The organism is Xanthomonas bonasiae, from assembly GCF_017163705.1.
In the GTDB taxonomy this organism is placed as follows: domain Bacteria; phylum Pseudomonadota; class Gammaproteobacteria; order Xanthomonadales; family Xanthomonadaceae; genus Xanthomonas_A; species Xanthomonas_A bonasiae.
This window is the reverse complement of the sequence record NZ_JAFIWB010000027.1, coordinates 1-15,284: the sequence shown is the minus strand read 5'-3', so window position 1 is coordinate 15,284 and position 15,284 is coordinate 1. Positions and strand designations below refer to the sequence as shown.

Sequence of the window (15,284 nt, the reverse complement as noted above, 5' to 3'; positions counted from 1 at the left end):
TAGTTGCAGTGGGCACCAACGGGGCAGGAAGGCCAGCCGTCGCCGCGATTGCAACCCGCCAGGAACGCCGCGGCTTTTACCGATTCTCCATTCCCGATTCCCGATTCCCGGCTCCCGATCAATAACGCTTGATGCCCGCCACCGTGCAGCCTTCGATATGCGCGTGCGCGGACGCCGCGTTCTCCTTCTGCCCGCGGGCCAGCCGCGACTGCTCGATGGTGGCCCAGTGGCGCCGGCACAGCGGGCCGGTCTGCGAGCCCAGGTCGATGGCGCGCTTGGCGAAGGCCTCGGCACCCGCGTCGTCCTTCAGCAGCAAGGCCAGTTCGGCGCGGTCCTGCAGCAGCGCCGGGTCTTCCGGCACCAGTTGCAGGGCCTGGTCCAGCGCCGCCGCCGCGCCGGCCAGGTCGCCGGCCGCGCGCTTGCGCTTGGCGCTGTCGCGCAGGTCCTCGACCTGCGGATCGCGCAACGGCTGCACGCTCAGTTCGGTGTCGTCGGCGCCGCCGCTGGCCTCGATCGCGGCCAGCCGCTGCGCCGGGGTGGTGGTGTCCACCGGCGGCGGCGGGGGCGGCGGCGGTGCGCTGACGCAGGAGGCCAGCAGCAGGCTGAGCGCGGCGATGGCGACGGTGGGGGTGTATCGGGTCATGGCAGGCATCCGTGGATCATTGCGCCGGAGGGGTGGACGCCGCGTCGGCGGGCGGCGCTTCTTTCTTCTTGTCCAGGCCGAACCAGCTGCGCCAGCCGCCGCCACGGCCCTGTTCGCCGTCGGCGGACGGCGCCTGCCCTTCTTCGGGCAGCGCCTGCGGCGGCGCGCACGGCGCATACGCCGGGGCGAAGCCGACCACGAACGGGAACTGGCGCGCGCCAGGGCAACTGGGATCGGTGCTGTTGCTGCCGGCCGGATCCATCCATTGCCAGTCGATGCCCTTGCCCTGCACCTTCAACGGCGAACTCGGCAACCGCGCGAAGATGCCCGACCACACCCGCATCGCGCCGGTGGCGCCGTACAGGCCGGTCTGCTTGTTCTGGTCGTTGCCGATCCAGATCACCGCCAGATGATCGCCGGTGTAGCCGGCGTACCAGCTGTCCACGCCATCGTTGCTGGTGCCGGTCTTGCCGGCCGGGGTCAGCTTGCCCAGGCCGTCGCCGAGCAGCTGCCGCGCGGTGCCGTTGCTGACCACCTGCTGCAGCGCCAGTCCGACCAGGTTGGCCGCGACCGAATCGCCTTCCTGCGCCGGTGCCGGAGCCTTGTCGTAGCGCTTGAGCAGCTTGCCCTGCGGATCGAGCACGCCGCGCACCGCATGCAGCGGCTGGATCTCGCCGCCGGAGGCGAGGAACTGGTACAGCTGGGTCATCGCGTACGGGCTCTGGTCGGTCGCGCCCAGGATCAGCGACGGATTGTTCTCGGCCTCGAGCCCGGCCAGCACCTTGATCAGCTGCGCCACCCGCTCCGGCCCGACCTGCATGCCGATCCGCACCGTGGCCTGGTTGTACGAATGCGCCAGCGCATCGACCACGCGCACCGTGCCGTGGCTGCGGTTGTCGGAGTTGCCCGGGGTCCAGCGCTTGCCGCGGCTGAGCTGCACCGTCACCGGCGAATCGTCGACCCAACTGGCCAGCGAGTAGTGGTCCGGCTGCGCCAGCGCCAGCAGGTACACGAACGGCTTGAGCAGCGAACCGACCTGGCGCTGCGCCTCGATCGCGCGATTGAAGCCGGGCTGCGACACGTCGCGGCTGCCGACCACCGCCAGCACGTCGCCGTTGTGGGTGTCGGTCAGCACCAGCCCGGCCTGCAGCGGCGGCCGCTTCTTGTTGGTTTCCAGCGCGGTGAGGGTGCGGGTCACCGCGCCTTCGGCATAGGCCTGCGCCGACGGCGACATGCCGGTCAGCACGCTCAGCCCGGCGCCCTGCAGCGCGCTTTCCGGGTAGTCGCGCGCCAGCTGGCGGCGCACCAGATCCACATAGGCCGGAAAGCGATTGGCCGCGACCAACCCCGGATTGGCCGGCACCCCCAACGGCGCGGCCAGCGCCTTGCGGTAGGTGGGCTCGTCGATCAACTCGCTTTCGCGCAGCTTGCCGAGCACGAAGTTGCGCCGGTCCAGTGCGCGCTCGGGGAAGCGCCGCGGGTCGTAGTAGGACGGCCCCTTGACCAGGCCGATCAGCAGCGCCACCTGCTCCGGCGGCAGCGAATCCAGTTCACGCCCGAACCAGAACTCCGCGCCCGAGGCCACGCCGTGGATCGCCTGGCTGCCGCGCTGGCCCAGGTAGACCTGGTTCAGATAGGCCTCGAGGATGGTGCGCTTGTCGTAACGCGCTTCCATGATCAGTGCGTACAGGATCTCGTTGAACTTGCGGGTGAGCGTCTGTTCCTTGCCGATGCCGAGCAGGCCGCTGCGCGCCAGCTGCTGGGTCAGGGTGCTGGCGCCCTGCCGACTCTTGCCGCCGGAGCGCACCATCACCCAGGCCGCGCGCACCATGCCGCTGAGGTCGATGCCGTGGTGGTAGTTGAAGTCGCGGTCTTCCACCGCCTGCAGGCCGGTGACCAGCAGCTCGGGCACTTCGTCCACCCGCACCAGCCGGCGCTCTTCCTGTTTCTGCCCGTACAAGGTGGCGATGCGGGCCGGATCCAGCCGCGCGGCCGTCAGCGACTTGCGCGTCTGCACATCGCGCAGCGCCGCCACACGACCGCCGGACAGGCTCACTTCCACGCGCCTGGGCGCGACCCGGCCGTCCACGTCGACGTAGCCGCGGCTGGCGATGACGAAGCGGCTGCCGTCCTGCTGGTAGGTGCCGGGGCGCTGCGCGCCGGCGTCCTCGCGGTAGCTGGCCGCGTCCAGTTCGGTCTTCAGCGTCTGCGCGTCCATCGCCGTGTCCGGCGCCAGCGCCAGCGGGCGGGCGTAGACCCGGGTCGGAATCTGCCAGCGCAGTTCGCCGAAGCGCTGCGTCACCTGCTTGTTCAGATAGACCGTGTACGGGATCAGGAAGCCCAGGCCCAGCGCGGTGGCGGCCAGGCCCCAGGTGAGCAGGCGCCGGCGCCAGGGCGAGGCGCCGCTGTCGAGATCGTCGGTGTCCTGATCGTCGGTGTCGTTGTCGTCGTAGCGTCGTGGCACGGGGATGCGAGAATGTAAATTCCGGCGAGTCTAGCGCAGGCCAGCAGGCAGCGCGGCGCGGGGTCCCCTTTGTTTCAGCTGGAGTTGCAACGGATGTCGATGTCCTGGGCGAACCTGCGCTACGCCCTGAACCGTTTTGCCGGCCTGCTGCGGCGCGGCCTGGCCAGCCTGCGCTCGCGCGGCTGGCGCAGTACCTGGCAGCGGCTGCGCGTGCATGCGCAGCCGCTGCCGCCTCCGCGGCGCACGCTGTTCGCGGTCGCGCCGCAGCCGTTCGCCGCCTTCGCGGTGCCGGCCAGCGACGCACCGCTGGCCAGCATCGTGATCCCGGTCTACAACCACGTCGCGCATACCCTCGCCTGCCTGCGCGCGCTCGCCGCGCACCCGCCGGCCGCGGCCTGCGAGATCCTGGTGATCGACGACGGCAGCAGCGATGAGACCGTGCAGTGGCTGCCGCAGATCCAGGGCCTGCACTACCACGTGCGCCGCCAGAACGGCGGCTTCATCGCCACCTGCAACGAGGGCGCGGCGCGCGCGCGCGGCCGCTACCTGGTGTTCCTCAACAACGACACGGTGCCGCAGCCGGGCTGGCTGGATGCGCTGCTGGACACCTTCGCCCAGATGCCGCAGGCCGGGCTGGTCACCGCGCAGTTGCTTTATCCGGACGGGCGCCTGCAGGAAGCCGGCGGCGTGGTCTTCGCCGACGGCAGCGCCTGGAGCTACGGCCGCTTCGAATCGCCGGACGATCCGCGCTACGCCTACCTGCGCGACATCGACTACGGCGCCGGCGCGGCGCTGGCGATCGAGCGCGAACGCTTCCTGGCGCTGGGCGGCTTCGACACGCGCTACCTGCCGGCCTACTACGAGGACACCGACCTGGCGTTCGCCGTGCGCAAGGCCGGGCTGCGCACCCTGCTGCAGCCGGCGAGCCAGGTGGTGCACGACGAGGGCACCAGCAACGGCACCGATACCGGCAGCGGCATCAAGGCCTACCAGGTGCGCAACCGCGGCGTGTTCGCGGCCAAATGGGCCGATGTGCTGGCGCGGCAATTGCCGCCCGGCACCACGCCGACCCCGGCGCAACTGCACCGGCGGCAGCGCCAGGTGCTGATCCTCGACGAGGCGCTGCCGCAACCGGACCGCGACTCGGCCTCGCTGCGCCAGCTCAACCTGATCCGCCTGCTGCTGCAGGAAGGCGCGCACGTGGTGTTCGTACCCAGCGGCCGCGAGTACGCCAGCCGCCACAGCGAGGCGCTGCAGCGGCTCGGCGTGGAGGTGTGGTATGCGCCCTACCTGAAGAGCGTGAGCGGGTTCCTGCAGCAGCACGGCGCACGCTTCCATGCGGTGCTGCTGGTGCGCCACCACGTCGCCCATGCCTGCCTGCCGCTGCTGCGCCGCTTCGCGCCGCAGGCGCGGCGGCTGTTCGATACCGTCGATCTGCACTACCTGCGCGAACGCCGCGGCGCCGAGCTGGCCGGCGACGCACGGCTGCTGCGCGAGGCCGAACGCACCCGCGCGCGCGAGCTGGAGGTGATGGCCCAGGTCGATGTCACCGTGCTGGTCAGCGGGGTCGAGCGCGAACAGCTGCAGCGCGAGGCGCCGCAGGTGCGCACCGCGTTGATCTCCAATCTGCACGAAGTGGCCGGGCCGGGCCTGCCGTGGGCGCAGCGCCGCGATCTGGTGTTCGTCGGCGGCTTCCGCCATGCGCCGAACGTGGATGCGGTGCGCTGGTTCCTGCAGGAGGTGTTTCCGCCGCTGCGCGCGCTGCTGCCGGACCTGCGCTTCCACTGCATCGGCGCCGACATGCCCGACGACATCCGCCGCCTCGGCGCCGCCACGCCCGGGGTCGAATTGCTCGGCTACGTGCCGGACATCGTCGCCTACATGGACGAGATCCGCATCGCGGTGGCGCCGCTGCGCTTCGGCGCCGGGGTCAAGGGCAAGGTCAACCTGAGCATGGCGCACGGGCAACCGGTGGTGGCCACGCCGTGCGCGGTGGAAGGCATGCACCTGCGCCACGGCGAGGACGTGCTGATCGCCGACAGCGCGCCGCAGTTCGTCGCCGCGCTGGCGCAGCTGTACACCGACGAGGGGCTGTGGAACACGCTGGCGGCCAACGGCCTGCGCAACATCGCCACCCACTTTTCGCTGGACGCGGCGCGCGCCACGGTGCGGCAGGTGTTTCTCGACTAGGGTTGCTGTGAAGCCGTTGACGTCCGACACAGCAGCGGCTCTGGCTAGCAGCCTTCCATCGCCCTGATGCGCTACCGGTAAAGCGTCGCGGCTGAAGCCGCTCCTACAGTGCACCCTGCAAGCGCTCGGCACGCCTCTGTAGGAGCGGCTTCAGCCGCGACCAACCACATCCGGAGCCGGGACGGCTCGGCCACACGGCTGCCCCTCTCGCCGACGTAGCAACCCGCTGCCCAACGGCACTCAGCGCCCGGGCGACAAGCTGCGCAAGCGGCGCTCGAACGCGGCCAGCTCCGGCGTGCCTGGATCGATCGTGCGGGCGCGACGCAGCGCCTCGCGCGCGAAGTCGGCGTCGCCGGCGCTCAGGCGCTCGTCGCCGACCGCGAGCCAGCGCTGCGCCAGGCGCCGGCGTGCCGCGGCCACGCCGTTGCCGCCCGGCGCCAGCGCACGCCAGGCGTCGTAGCACGCGCTCGCCGCCAGCACCCGGTTGCCCCGCAATTCGTCGTCGAAACAGCGCCGCAGCGCCGCCAGCACGCGCTGCTCGGCGCTGCGCACGCGGGCATCCCGCGGCGCCAGCACCTGCGCCGCCTGCAGCGCATCGTAGGCGCTGCTGCCGGGCGGGGTCAGCCAGTCGCCGCGCGCCTCGGCCGCCTGCAGTTCCGCCAGCAATGTCTGCAGGCGGCGCGCGCGCGCGGCGGGCGACAGCGGCGAATGCAGCGTGGCCTGGCTCTGCCGCGCGCGCGTCAGCGCCTGCCGCGCGTCGGCCAGCGCACGGTTGTCGGGCGCCACCGCCTGCCCCTTCTGCAGCGCGCGCTCGGCCTCGGCGAAACGGAAATCGGCCGCGGCGCGCGTGACCTGCGCCGCATACGCCGCGGCCACGCGCTCCTCGTCATCGCGCACGCCAGCGGCATCGGGTGCGGCCGCGCGCAGCTTGGCCAGCGCCCGCGCCGCCGCGTCCGGCCGCTGCCGGCGCAGCGCTGCATCGATTTCGCGCTGCAAGGCTTCCAGCGCGCGATTGAGCGCCGCCTGCGCCGCCGGCAGGTCGACGTGCCCGGGGTCGTAGTCGCGGGCGCTGTCCACCAGCGCCGCGGCCGCCGCCACGTCGCCGCGCGCCAGCGCCGCCTGCGCGCGCTGCAGCAATTCCGACAAGGCATCCTCGCGGCCTTCCAGCGCCGCGGTCCGTTCCGGGGCGAACTCCAGCACCTGCCGGTACAGCGGCAGCGCTGCGTCGGGGGCGCCGTCCAGGCGGCCCTCGCGCTGGGCCTGCGCCGCTTTTTGCAACAGTTGGTCGAGCCCGGCATGCGCGGCTTCGCGCTGGCGCAAGGCGGCGTCGATACGATCGGCGTCGGCGCGCGGCACCTGCAGCGCGCGCGCCAGCGCCAACGCCGAGCGCACCTGCGCATAGCGCCCGGCGGCCAGCGCCGCACGCGCCTGGCCGAGCGCGGCGCGGCCGGTCGCGGCCAGCCCGGCCCGTGCCTGCAGGCGGTCGCCGTCCAGCGCCAGCGCCGCCTCGTAGCGCTCGCGCGCGCCGCTGCCGTCGGCGGCGCTGAGGCGGCCGGCGCGCAATGCCGCATTGCCCTGGTCGAGCAGTTGCTGGATCCGCGTTTCCGGCCACAGCAGATCGGCCAGCGGGCGGCGGAACATCACCAGCGCCAGCGCCGCCAGCAGCAGGACGGCCAGCGCCCAGCGCCAGACACGGCGGTCGCGCCACAGCGGCACCGACCGCTGCGGGCGCCGGCGTTCGTCCCTGACCTGATCTGGCGGCTTGCTCACCGCGCAAGCTTAGCGTGCGTGCATGGCAAGACCATGCATGCGCGCGCAGCGCGCGGCCCGGGTCAGCCCAGGCGCCGCGCCTCGTCCACCCCGGGCAGCGCGTCGAGCTTGCCGAGCAAGGTGGACAGCTGCCCGTAGTCGCCGACCTTCAGGCGCAGCCGCAACTGGGTGCGGCCGCTGTCGCGCACGTTGTCGCTGTTGATCTCCAGCACGTGCGCGTCCTCCTGCGCGATCAGGTTGGTGATGTCCTTGAGCAGCCAGCGCCGGTCCATCGCCCGCACCAGCACGTCCACCTCGTAGCCGCCGCCGGCCTGGCCCCACTCCACCGGCAGCACCCGTTGCGGGTTGCTGGCGGCGAGCCGGGCGAAGGACGCGCAATCGACCCGGTGCACGGTGACGCCGCGGGTGCGGGTCAGGTAGCCGGCGATCGGCTCGCCGGCGACCGGCTGGCAGCAGCGCGCCAGCTGCACCAGCAGGTTGCCCACGCCCTGCACGGTGAACTTGGACTTGGCCAATCCGCTGCGGCGTGCGGTCGGCCGCGGCAGTGCCGGCGCCGCCGGCTGCGCCGCGGCGCGTTCGGCCTCGTGCAGGGCGCGGCCGACCTGGCTGGGGCCGACGTCGCCCAGCGCGACCTGGATGTACAGCTCCTCGATGCCGTCGGCATGGAACTTCTTCGCCGCCGGCGACAGGTCGGCGTGCTGCAGGCCCAGGCGCTTGAGTTCGCGCTCGAGCAGGTCCTTGCCGGCCTGCACGTTGCGCGCGCGGTCGAGCTTGTGGAACCAGGCGCGCACCTTGTCGCGCGAGCGGCCGCTGGCCAGGTAGCCGTTGGCCGGCAGCAGCCAGTCGCGGCGCGGCTCGGCCTCCTTGCCGGTCAGGATCTCGACGCGGTCGCCGCTGCGCAGCTTGTGGGTCAGCGGCACGATGCGGTTGTTGACCTTGGCGCCGCGGCAGCGGTGCCCGACCATGGTGTGCACGTGGTAGGCGAAATCCAGCGGCGTGGCGCCCTGCGGCAGGTCGATCACCTCGCCCATCGGGGTCAGCGCATACACCCGGTCCTCGACCAGCTCGGCGTCGAGCGCGCCGGCCAGCCCGCCCTGCTCGCCGTCCTGCGACTGTTCCAGCAGCTGCCGCATCCAGGTGATCTTGCGGTCGAACGCCTTCTCCGCGCCCTTGCCGCCTTCCTTGTACTTCCAGTGCGCGGCCACGCCCAGCTCGGCCTGCGCGTGCATCTCGTGGGTGCGGATCTGCACCTCGATCGTGCGCCCTTCCGGGCCGACCACGGCGGTGTGCAGCGAGCGGTAATCGTTGGCCTTGGGCCGGGCGATGTAGTCGTCGAACTCGCTGGGCACCGGCGCCCACAGCGCATGCACCACGCCCAGCGCGGCGTAGCAGGCGGCGACGTCGTCGACCATCACCCGCACCGCGCGCAGGTCGTACAGCTGGTCGAAGGCCAGCCGCTTCTTCTGCATCTTCCGCCAGATGCTGTAGATGTGCTTGGGCCGGCCGCTGATCTCCGCCTGCAGGCCCTGCTCGCCCAGCGCCTTGGACAGGATCTTCTTGACCGCCTCGATATAGCGCTCGCGCGCCACCCGGCTCTCGTCCACCTCGCGCGCGATGCGCCGGTAGGTATCCGGCTCCAGGTGGCGGAACGCCAGGTCCTCCAGCTCCCATTTCAGCTGCCAGATGCCCAGCCGGTTGGCCAGCGGCGCGTGGATGTCGCGGGTCAGCTGCGCCAGCGCGCGGCGCTGCGCCTCGGGCAGCTTGTCGGCCACGCGCATCTTCGCCAGCTGCCGCGCCAGCAGGATCGGCACCACGCGCAGGTCCTGCACGATCGACAGCAGCAGCCGGCGCAGGCCTTCGCTGTTGCGCCCGGCCTCGCGCCCGGCATGCAGCGCCCAGACCTGGTCGGCCGCGTCCTGGCCGTCGAGCAGGCCGACCACCGCCTGCGCCCGCGCCGGCGGCGCGACCGGCAACTGCGCCAGCTGCGCGCGCAAGCCGGGCAGGTCGAACAGCAGCGCGGCCAGCAGCGCCGCTTCGTCGGCGGACAGCAGCGCAAGCGCGTCCAGCGTATCGGCCAGCACCGGCCACGGCGCGCGCGCGGTCTGTTCCGGCTGTGCGTGCCAGGCCTGCAACAGCGCTTCGCGCAGCGCGGGCGCCAGCGCGGCGGCGGCCGGACGCTGCAGCAGCGCCTCCAGACCGGGATGGGAAGAGTGATTCAAGGACGGACGATCGTGACGAAGCGGTGCCGCCTACACTAGCGCGCTTGCGCGCCCGCCCACAATTGCGCGCAACACGCCGCGCGGACCGCCGCGGCTGCATCCCTACCAGAAGCTCACTGTGACCGGCTTGCGACTTGGCCCGCCCTTACCGGAAATTTCACATCCCCCGTGGGGTGCGGGCCTATTCTCGAAACCGACGCCGCGCTCCGCTGAAACCGATGTCGCCGTCGTCGCCCTGTGATCCCACCCGAAGAGGAACGCCCATGAAGAAGTGGAACAAGCCCGTGATCCGCGAAATCTGCGTCGGTGCGGAAATCAACTGTTACGCCTCCGGCGAGCTTTGATCGCGTGTCAGCCCCGTTCCCGAGACGATGCGTGACCGGCCAGGCGCCGTAGACGGAGACCGGATGCACCTCATCGTATTGGGATCGGCGGCCGGCGGAGGGCACCCGCAATGGAACTGCCATACACCCGCGAGCCTGCGGGCATGGCAACAGCTTGCGGGTGCCCAACGTCGCACCCAGGCCAGCATCGCGGTCAGCGCCGACAACCAGCGCTGGCTGCTCATCAACGCTTCCCCCGATTTCCGCCAACAGCTGCTGGCCACCCCCGCGCTGTGGCCGCAACGCGACCTGCGCCATTCGCCGATCGAGGCCGTGCTGCTGACCAGCGGCGAGATCGACCATATCGCCGGCCTGCTGTCGATGCGCGAAAGCCAGCGCTTCGACCTGCATGCCAGCGGCCGCGTGCTCGACCTGCTGGCGCAGAATCCGATCTTCGACGCGCTGCACCCGGCGTACGTGCAGCGCCATGCCTTCGCCCTGGACACGCCGCTGTCGCTGCTCGGCCTGCAGGTGACGCCGTTCGCGGTGCCGGGCAAGGTGCCGTTGTTCATGGAGAGCCGCCACAGCGGCGACCTGGCCGGCTCCGACGAAGAGACCCTGGGCCTGACCATCGACGACGGCCGCCATCGCTTCCACTACATTCCCGGCTGCGCGACCATGACCGACGCGTTGCGCACGCGCCTGCGCGGCGCCGAACTGGTGTTCTTCGACGGCACCCTGTGGCGCGACGACGAACTGGTGCAGCTCGGGGTCAGCGCCAAGACCGGCCAGCGCATGGGCCACCTCAGCATCGATGGCGAGGCCGGCACCCTGCGCGCGTTCGCCGACCTGGACGTGGCGCGCAAGGTCTTCATCCACATCAACACCACCAACCCGATCCTCGACGCCGGCTCGGCCGAACGCGCAGCGGTGGCCGCGCACGGCTGGGACGTCGCCCACGACGGCATGGACATCACCCTGTGAGAACCCGCCTGTGAGCGCATTGCTGAGCCCCGAGCAATTGGAAGCGGAACTGCGCGCGATCGGCGCGCGCCTGTACCACGACCAGCACCCGTTCCACGCGCTGCTGCACAGCGGCCGGCTCGAGCGCGGCCAGGTCCAGGCCTGGGCGCTGAACCGCTACGAATACCAGCGCTGCATCCCGCTGAAGGACGCGGCGATCCTGGCGCGGATGGACGATCCGGCGCTGCGCCGGATCTGGCGCCAGCGCATCGTCGACCACGACGGCAGCGCCGATGGCGAAGGCGGCATCGCGCGCTGGCTGCACCTGACCGACGCGCTGGGCCTGGACCGCGCGCTCGTGCAATCCGGCCGCGCCCTGCTGCCGGGCACCCGCTTCGCGGTGCAGGCCTACCTGCACTTCGTGCGCGAGAAGAGCCTGCTGGAAGCGATCGCCTCGTCGCTGACCGAGCTGTTCGCGCCGGGCATCATCGGCCGCCGCGTCGCCGGCATGCTGCAGCACTACGATTTCGTCTCGCGCGAGGCGCTGGCGTATTTCGAGCACCGCCTGCACGAGGCGCCGCGCGATTCGGACTTCGCCCTGGACTACGTCAAGCGCCACGCCGACACGGTGGAAAAGCAGCAACTGGTGCAGGACGCGCTGCGCTTCAAGTGCGGCGTGCTGTGGTCGCAGCTCGATGCGTTGCACTTCGCCTACGTGCAACCCGGCGTGGCCTGGCCGGACGCGTTCGTCGCCGCGCCCGCGCAGGCGGCGGCATGAGCGCAGCGGCGCCCGACAGCTGCCCGCGGCTGGCCGCCGGCGTGCGCCTGCAGCACGACCGCACCCGCGCGCAATGGGTGCTGCTGGCGCCGGAACGGGTGGTCGAACTGGACGAGATCGCGCATGCGATCGTGGCGCGCTGCGACGGCACGCGCTCGCTGGCGGCGATCGCCGCGGACCTGGCCGCGGAGTTCGACGCCGATCCGGCCGAGGTCGAGCGCGACGTGCTCGAGCTGGCCGCGGACCTGCACGGCAAGCGTCTGCTGCGCGCATGAACGCGACCGTGCCGCCGCCGCTGTCGCTGCTGCTCGAGCTGACCCACCGCTGCCCGCTGGCCTGCCCGTACTGCTCCAACCCGATCGCCCTGGCCGGCCTGCGCGAGGAGATGGACACCGCCGGCTGGCGCTCGGCGCTGGACCAGGCCGCGGCGATGGGCGTGCTGCAGGCGCATTTTTCCGGCGGCGAACCGATGCTGCGCAAGGACCTGCCCGAGCTGGTCGCGCATGCGCGCGCGCTGGGGCTGTACAGCAACCTGATCACCTCCGGCGTGGCCGGCGGCGCGCCGATGCTGGCGCAGCTGGCCGTCGCCGGGCTGGAACACGTGCAACTGAGCGTGCAGGACGCCGACGCCGCCGGCGCCGACTTCATCGCCGGCTACCGCGACAGCCTGGCCAAGAAGCGCGCGTTCGCCGCCGCGGTGCGTGCGTTCGACCTGCCGCTGACGATCAACGCGGTGATCCACCGCCACAACGCCGAACGGGTGCCGGCGATGATCGAGCTGGCGCTGGAACTGGGCGCCGAGCGCCTGGAAGTGGCGCACACCCAGTACTACGGCTGGGGCCTGCGCAATCGCGCCGCGCTGATGCCCAGCCGCGCGCAGATCGACGCCACCGTGGTCGCGGTGACCGCGGCGCGCGAACGGCTGGGCGACCGGCTGACCATCGATTTCGTCACCCCCGACTACTACGCGCACCGGCCCAAGGCGTGCATGGGCGGCTGGGGCCAGCGCTTCGTCAACATCTCGCCGCGCGGCGACGTGCTGCCCTGCCACGCCGCCGAGACCTTGCCGGACATGGTGTTCGAAAACCTGCGCGAGCGGCCGCTGGCGGCGATCTGGCAGGACGGCGAGGCGTTCGCCCGCTACCGCGGCACCGCATGGATGCCGGAGGTGTGCCAGGGCTGTCCGAAACGCGAGATCGACTGGGGTGGCTGCCGTTGCCAGGCGCTGGCGCTGAGCGGCGATGCGGCCACGCTGGACCCGGTCTGCGAGCGCGCGCCCGAGCATGCCGACGTGCAGGCGCTGGCCCAGCGCGAGGCGGCCGCTGCGGCGCCGGCGTTCGTGTACCGGCGCCCGGCACGGCCGCAAGCGGAAACCGAGTCCAGCGCGGGCTGATCGCCGGCCGGGCATCTGCGCCGGCCAACCGCGTGCGGCGGCGTCGGCGAGTGACCCGCGCCATCGCCGTGGGATGGCGCACAGCGGGGCATGACCGCAGCAGCAGCGCACTGGCGGGCATCGCCACCCAGCACCCGCGCCACGTCTTGCGACTACACTACGTCGCACTCCACTGCCCGGATCCCGCCATGCTGCTTGCGCGCCTCACTCCCCTGGTCCTGTGCGCGGCGCTCGCCGTGTGCGCCGTCCCCGCCGCCGCCCAGCGCACCGTCGCCGGCGACCTGCAGACGCAGATGTCGGCGCAGGAATTCAAGGCCGCCGGGCTGGACAAGCTGTCGCCGCAGGAACTGACCGCGCTGAACGACTGGCTGCAGGGCAAGGTCGCCAAGGAGACCGCGGTGGCGCTGGAGAAGGCCAAGGAAGAAGGCCGCCAGGAAGTGATCGTGAAGAACCGCGGCTTCTTCGACTTCGGCAGCCAGGAACCGATCGAAAGCACCCTGGTCGGCGAGTTCACCGGCTTCTCCAAGGGCCGCCGCTACGTGCTGGCCAACGGCCAGGAATGGGAGCAGACCGAGTCCGCCAGCCTGAGCAGCGTGCGCCGCAGCGCGCCCAAGGTGCGGATCAAGCCGGGCATCGGCGGCGTGTGGTACATGCAGGTGGACACCTACAACACCCAGGCCAAGGTACGCCGCGTCAAGTAAGGCGCAGGCCGTGAACGTGCGCCAGCATCCGCGGCTGGGCCTGGCCGACGCCTCGCACAGCCTCGCCGACGCGCTGCGCCGGCGCTTCCGCGCCAGCGACGTCTGGTTCATCGCGCTGGCGTTGCTGGTCGGCCTGGTCGCCGGCCTGTTGACCCTGCTGCAGAGCGGCCTGGCGCATGGCGCGCAGGCCTGGCTGTACGGCCTGGACGTCGATGCCCGGCTCAGCGCGATGCCCGAACTGAGCCTGGGCCAGTTGCTGGTGCTGCCGCTGGGCGGGCTGCTGGTCGGCCTGCTCGGCATGGCCGCGCGCGCGCGCAAGCGCCAGCTGATCGATGCGGTCGAAGCCAATGCGCTGTACGGCGGGCGCATGTCGATGCGCGACAACCTGATCGTGTCCGCGCAGACCCTGCTGTCCAACGGCTGCGGCGCCTCGGTCGGGCTGGAGGCGGCGTACACGCAGATGGGCGCGGGCAGCGGCTCGCACCTGGGACGGATCCTGCGCCTGCGCCGCGCGGACATCCGCACCCTGGTCGGCGCCGGTGCCGGCGCGGCCATCGCCGCTGCGTTCGGCGCGCCGCTGGCCGGCGCGTTCTACGCGTTCGAGATCGTGATCGGCGCGTACTCGCCATCGGCGCTGGCGCCGGTGGCGGTGGCCTCGCTGGGCGCGGTGTTCGTGGCCCAGGCCGCCGGCGTGCAGCCGTACCTGCTGCCGGCCTCGGCGGCATCCGCGCTGGAAGCGCGCGACTACCTGCTGTACGCGCTGCTCGGCGCGATCTGCGCGCTGCTGGCGGTGGCGGTGATGCGCCTGGTCGGCGCGATCGAGCAGGCGGTCAACCGCAGCCCGCTGCCGCGCTGGGCGCGGCCGGTGGCCGGCGGCCTGATGCTGATCCCGCTGGCGCTGATCACCCCGCAGGTGCTCTCCTCCGGGCACGGCGCGCTGCACCTGGACCTGACCAGCCCGACCTCGCTGCAATGGCTGGGCGTGCTGTTGCTGCTCAAGTGCCTGGCCTCGGGCATTTCGCTCGGCTTCGGCTTCCGCGGCGGCCTGTTCTTCGCCTCGCTGTTCATGGGCTCGCTGGTCGGCGGCCTGTTCGCCGGGCTGTTGAACCTGGGCACCGGCATGGCCCTGGTCGACGGCACCGCCGCCTCGCTGGCCGGCATGGCCGCGCTGGCCGCGGCGGTGGTCGGCGCACCGATGACGATGGCGATGCTGGTGCTCGAGGGCACCCACGATTTCGTGCTGGCCAGCGCGGTGATGGTGGCGGTGCTGGTGGCCAACACCATCGTGCGCCAGGTGTTCGGCTATTCGTTCTCGACCTGGCGCCTGCACCTGCGCGGCGAGACCATCAAGAGCGCGCGCGACGTGGGCTGGGTCAAGCACCTGAGCGCCGGGCGGATGATGCGCCAGGACGTGCACCCGCTCGCCGCCGGCACCTCGGTGGCCGAGTTCCGCCGCCGTTTCCCGCTCGGCTCGGGCGTGCGCGTGGTGCTGGAAGACGAACAGGGCCACTACGCCGGGCTGGTGACGCTGGCCGCCGCCTACGCCGACGGCGTGAACGCCGACGCGGCCATCGCCGACTACGCCGGCAACCGCGACGTGGCACTACGCGCCGAGACCGACGTGGTCACCGCGATGCGCCAGTTCGACCTGACCCAGAGCGACGAACTGGCGGTGGTCGACGACCACGGCAAGGTGCTCGGCGTGCTGACCGAGAGCTTCGTGCGCAAGCGCTACGCCGAGGAACTGGACAAGCGCCAGCGCGAGCTGATGGGCGAGCGGGTCGACGATTGAGTTAGGGGCCGGGATTTGGGATTTGGGATTGGGGATTGGGGATTGGGG

General features: G+C 71.9%; 12 protein-coding genes. 8 read left to right on the top strand and 4 right to left on the bottom strand.

The window, feature by feature from the left end:
- Positions 1-118 precede the first annotated feature (118 nt).
- Both JR064_RS18870 and mrcB read right to left on the bottom strand, forming a co-directional pair.
- The gene (locus JR064_RS18870) at positions 119-643 is read right to left on the bottom strand and encodes a hypothetical protein (protein ID WP_191824317.1); all 525 of its coding nucleotides are present in this window, start codon (positions 641-643) and stop codon (positions 119-121) included.
- Positions 644-659: 16 nt separating this feature from the next.
- Entirely contained in the window at positions 660-3,107 is a 2,448-nt protein-coding gene (gene mrcB, locus JR064_RS18865) for a penicillin-binding protein 1B (protein WP_206230724.1), read from the bottom strand.
- A 93-nt stretch (positions 3,108-3,200) separates the two neighbouring features.
- Between mrcB and JR064_RS18860 the strand changes: the two genes are divergently transcribed.
- Positions 3,201-5,297, top strand: a complete 2,097-nt coding sequence (locus JR064_RS18860; RefSeq protein WP_206230723.1) for a glycosyltransferase — start codon at positions 3,201-3,203, stop codon at positions 5,295-5,297.
- Positions 5,298-5,537: 240 nt separating this feature from the next.
- Here the strand turns inward: JR064_RS18860 and JR064_RS18855 are convergent, their stop codons facing one another.
- Complete coding sequence (locus tag JR064_RS18855; protein ID WP_206230768.1) at positions 5,538-6,938, bottom strand: hypothetical protein; 1,401 nt, start codon at positions 6,936-6,938, stop codon at positions 5,538-5,540.
- Positions 6,939-7,129: 191 nt separating this feature from the next.
- Entirely contained in the window at positions 7,130-9,286 is a 2,157-nt protein-coding gene (locus JR064_RS18850) for a RelA/SpoT family protein (protein ID WP_206230722.1), read from the bottom strand.
- A 218-nt stretch (positions 9,287-9,504) separates the two neighbouring features.
- Between JR064_RS18850 and pqqA the strand changes: the two genes are divergently transcribed.
- The 7 genes from pqqA (at position 9,505) to JR064_RS18815 (ending at position 15,236) form a co-directional block, all read left to right on the top strand.
- Entirely contained in the window at positions 9,505-9,630 is a 126-nt protein-coding gene (gene pqqA / locus JR064_RS23415; RefSeq protein WP_206230721.1) for a pyrroloquinoline quinone precursor peptide PqqA, read from the top strand.
- 63 nt (positions 9,631-9,693) lie between these two features.
- A complete protein-coding gene (pqqB, locus tag JR064_RS18840) occupies positions 9,694-10,593 on the top strand; it encodes a pyrroloquinoline quinone biosynthesis protein PqqB (protein ID WP_191824320.1) in 900 nt (299 codons plus the stop codon).
- Between the two features lie 10 nt (positions 10,594-10,603).
- Positions 10,604-11,350: a pyrroloquinoline-quinone synthase PqqC gene (pqqC, locus tag JR064_RS18835; RefSeq protein ID WP_191824321.1), complete on the top strand. Its 747-nt coding sequence runs from the start codon at positions 10,604-10,606 to the stop codon at positions 11,348-11,350.
- On the top strand, positions 11,347-11,625 hold the full coding sequence (pqqD, locus tag JR064_RS18830) for a pyrroloquinoline quinone biosynthesis peptide chaperone PqqD (RefSeq protein WP_191824322.1): 279 nt from the start codon (positions 11,347-11,349) through the stop codon (positions 11,623-11,625). The genes pqqC and pqqD overlap by 4 nt, the downstream gene beginning before the upstream one ends.
- A complete protein-coding gene (gene pqqE, locus JR064_RS18825; RefSeq protein ID WP_206230720.1) occupies positions 11,622-12,743 on the top strand; it encodes a pyrroloquinoline quinone biosynthesis protein PqqE in 1,122 nt (373 codons plus the stop codon). The genes pqqD and pqqE overlap by 4 nt, the downstream gene beginning before the upstream one ends.
- Positions 12,744-12,931: 188 nt before the next feature.
- A complete protein-coding gene (locus tag JR064_RS18820; RefSeq protein ID WP_179566509.1) occupies positions 12,932-13,444 on the top strand; it encodes a hypothetical protein in 513 nt (170 codons plus the stop codon).
- 16 nt (positions 13,445-13,460) lie between these two features.
- Positions 13,461-15,236, top strand: a complete 1,776-nt coding sequence (locus tag JR064_RS18815; RefSeq protein ID WP_406848096.1) for a chloride channel protein — start codon at positions 13,461-13,463, stop codon at positions 15,234-15,236.
- The last annotated feature ends 48 nt before the right edge of the window (positions 15,237-15,284 follow it).